General features: G+C 68.3%; 4 protein-coding genes. 2 read left to right on the top strand and 2 right to left on the bottom strand.

The annotated features are described in order from the left end of the window. Window positions 1–200 precede the first annotated feature (200 nt). Complete coding sequence (locus C1A33_RS23385) at window positions 201–551, bottom strand: hypothetical protein (RefSeq protein ID WP_101833506.1); 351 nt, start codon at window positions 549–551, stop codon at window positions 201–203. 512 nt (window positions 552–1,063) lie between these two features. On the opposite strand from C1A33_RS23385, the gene C1A33_RS23380 reads away from it, so the two are divergent. Further along, window positions 1,064–1,288, top strand: coding sequence for a hypothetical protein (locus tag C1A33_RS23380; protein WP_101833505.1), 225 nt, complete (start codon window positions 1,064–1,066; stop codon window positions 1,286–1,288). A 72-nt stretch (window positions 1,289–1,360) separates the two neighbouring features. After that, window positions 1,361–1,645: a hypothetical protein gene (locus C1A33_RS23375; protein ID WP_101833504.1), complete on the top strand. Its 285-nt coding sequence runs from the start codon at window positions 1,361–1,363 to the stop codon at window positions 1,643–1,645. A 543-nt stretch (window positions 1,646–2,188) separates the two neighbouring features. On the opposite strand, the gene C1A33_RS23370 is transcribed toward C1A33_RS23375, so the two are convergent. Next, window positions 2,189–2,593 (bottom strand): PPOX class F420-dependent oxidoreductase, encoded by a 405-nt coding sequence (locus C1A33_RS23370; RefSeq protein ID WP_243407870.1) that lies wholly within the window; start codon window positions 2,591–2,593, stop codon window positions 2,189–2,191. Between the last annotated feature and the right edge of the window lie 182 nt (window positions 2,594–2,775).

Below are 2,775 nucleotides of genomic sequence, written 5' to 3'. Positions count from 1 at the left end.
GCCGCACGGCGCGCGGGGACCGACGTCCTCGACGAGGTCGTCGCCCCCGCTTCCCTGCGCACCCCACCCGACGCTGCCCGCGACGTCCGGTAGATCCCCGACAACCAGCTCGTGGAATGACCGGATCGGCGGCTATGCCACGAGGGCGCCCGGCGAACTGTTCCGGACGCCCTCACGAGGATCAGGTCAACGCGTCCCGGTCAGGGCATGTATGCGTAGAAGCTGGGACCCGAAATCGTGACGATGACCAGACCGACCGACCCGTTGTAGATGGTCGAGCCGATGTAGGCGCCATTACCCTTGTGCACGTTCACTTGCTCGATGACCGAGCCACCGAGATTCGTGGTATGGCAGGTGCCGGCCGGGATGATGTACGTGGAGAATCCTCCCCGGCCAGGGAACTCCGCGTACGAGTCGAACCCGCCGTTGGAACACAGCGTGAGCTTCCCCGGAGTGGAGGCGGAGGCCGCCGTGGCCGGCAGGACCAGGGCGACGAGCAGCCCCAGGATCGCGAGGACGACACTGCGGCGCAGCGAGAAGATCTTCCGCATTCTTCGAACGTCTCCTTGTTGTCGGCACTGCCGTGCGAACCCCCGCAAAGCCCGCACGTCCGCCGACGCCCCCACCGTTCACTCCCGCCCCACCTGGGTTACACGCGGGGCGGGGCTGGCGAGCCGCAGAAGGTCGAGCGCGCGTTTGAGCTGGCGGTCATGGAAGAGACCCTGCTGGACCTGCCCGGCCTGTGAGTCACGTCAACACCGGCGTTGCGAGCCCGCCTGGACGCGCTTCTCGCCAGGGGCGCGGCGGGGACAGCTGCGCTCTGGCCCGATGCCGCACGCCCGCAGCCGGCGGCGGCGTGACGGCACGCAGGACAGGACATACGTCCACCCTCGCGTACGGGACGTCTGGGATGATCCGACGGCAACGGCACGGATTGCTACGGAAGGTCACGATGACCATCGCAGTCGGGTCAGGGCCCATGCCGAGGTTAGGTGACTGCGCTATCGTTGCCGTGTCTGGCTAGCACGGGTTGGCGCGGGCACGACGATCGAGAGGGGTACTGGTGAGCGAGCCGCACGACCTGCCCCTGCGCGAAATCAGGGTGCTCGACCCCGACGAGGAACTGGGCGGCGTCGAGATCGTCGACGAAGACCCGCCCGAGGGATGGGTGCGCGCGGCCGAGGCTGGTCTAGCGGACTACCGCGCCGGACGAAGCGTCGTGTGTGACGAGGAGACCTTCACGCGCTTGCTGTCTGGGATGCCCTATGACCAGGCCGAGGCGGGCTGACCCCGAGGCTATCCACAGGACGGCATGGGCAGCGTGGTCATTGATTCGTCACCCACAGTATAATCTGACGGTGTGCCCACCTACGAGCCTGACGCCGCGTTCTGGGCGGACTGGCGGCGTCTGCGCCCCGAGCAACGCGCGGCGTTCATTCGGGCTCGCACCCTGTTCCTCGCTGGACTGGAGACGGGAACCTTCCATCCCTCTCTGCGAATCAAGAGGTTCAACTCGCGGGGCATCTACGAGCTGAGCTGGGGACCGGATGGGCGCGCGCTGTGGGCGTATGGCACGCCGCCGGAGGGGCATACCGGTCCGCATATCGTGTGGATCCGAGTCGGCACCCACAAGATCTTCGACTGAGACAGGCCCCGCCGGGCCGCTTGGGCGCGCGGCAGCGCCGTGGTGGGCTCGGGACATATCGCGTACCCGTCTGCAGCGCGGCGCTGCCGCGCTGGTGGAGCTGGACCGGGCGTCGTTCGCCGAGGTCGTGCGCGCCGCGCGTCACCGCTGGGACGCAGCCGGCCCCGTGGCCGCGGTCGCCGCACAGGTGCGAGTCCGTGGACTGACGCCGGGGCGAGACCTGCCCGCCCGCGTCCGGAACGCGCTCACGGACGGACGTCGTCGCCCTCCGCCGACCTCGAACGTTGCTCGCGCGCCTGGTCCGACAGCAGGGCTGGACAGTCGAGGAGTTCCGCCGCCGCTACGCGGCCACCGCCCACGCCCTCAACGCCCGCGCCGCCACCGTGCCAGGAAGGACTACCGAGATGTCCTGTATTACTCGGGTGACTACTGATCTTTTTGATTGCGTGATCCGCCGGCGGGGGTGATCGTGAAAGTGGGAATCTGCGAGCCGAACGAGGCTCTGCGGCGCGAGATTCGAAAGAACCAGGAAGTATGGAAGGCTCAGCGCCTGCCGATGGCGGTGGGGCGGACGGCGAGGATGACGCGGTCGGCGGCGTCCGTCGGGTGGCTCGGGCCGAACGGGCCGCTGTAACGCTTGTTCAGCCGGACGAAGAAGGCGCCGGTGGGATCCGGGTCGACACGCTCGACGACTCCGCGCACCTCGACATACCGGTACGGGTCGGTGGGATCGATGATGGAGATCGCGACCGCCGGGTTCGCCGTGATGTTCCGGAACTTGCGGCGGAAGTTCGTGTGGGTGAAGCGGATGAACTCGCCGTCCCATTCGAACCACATCGGATTGACCTGCGGGCTGCCGTCCTCGCGGACGGTCGCGAGGTTCGCGAACAGTGGACGTTCCAGCAGGTCGCGAAGCTCGTCGGGAACGATGCCGCCGGTGGTCGTCAAAGAACATCCTTTCGGCTCGGATCGGTGGACCAGTTGCGGATCCGGTCGGCGGGGCGCGCCGGGACGAGGTGGCGCCGCGAACGCTTCAACTGAGCAGCGGGAGATGGCGTCACCATCGGCCACCGCGGCCGAACGTGTGCGGAGGCCGGGCGTAGTCGCCGGGCGGGGGGACGGTGGGGGAG

The organism is Frankia canadensis (assembly GCF_900197875.1).
GTDB lineage: Bacteria > Actinomycetota > Actinomycetes > Frankiales > Frankiaceae > Frankia > Frankia canadensis.
The sequence above is the reverse complement of the archived record's forward strand: the minus strand, read 5'-3'. Positions and strand labels throughout refer to the sequence as shown.

Excerpts from the sequence above, each read along its gene's own strand:
- C1A33_RS23385 (WP_101833506.1), bottom strand. The coding sequence starts at position 551 with ATGCGGAAGATCTTCTCGCTGCGCCGCAGTGTCGTCCTCGCGATCCTG.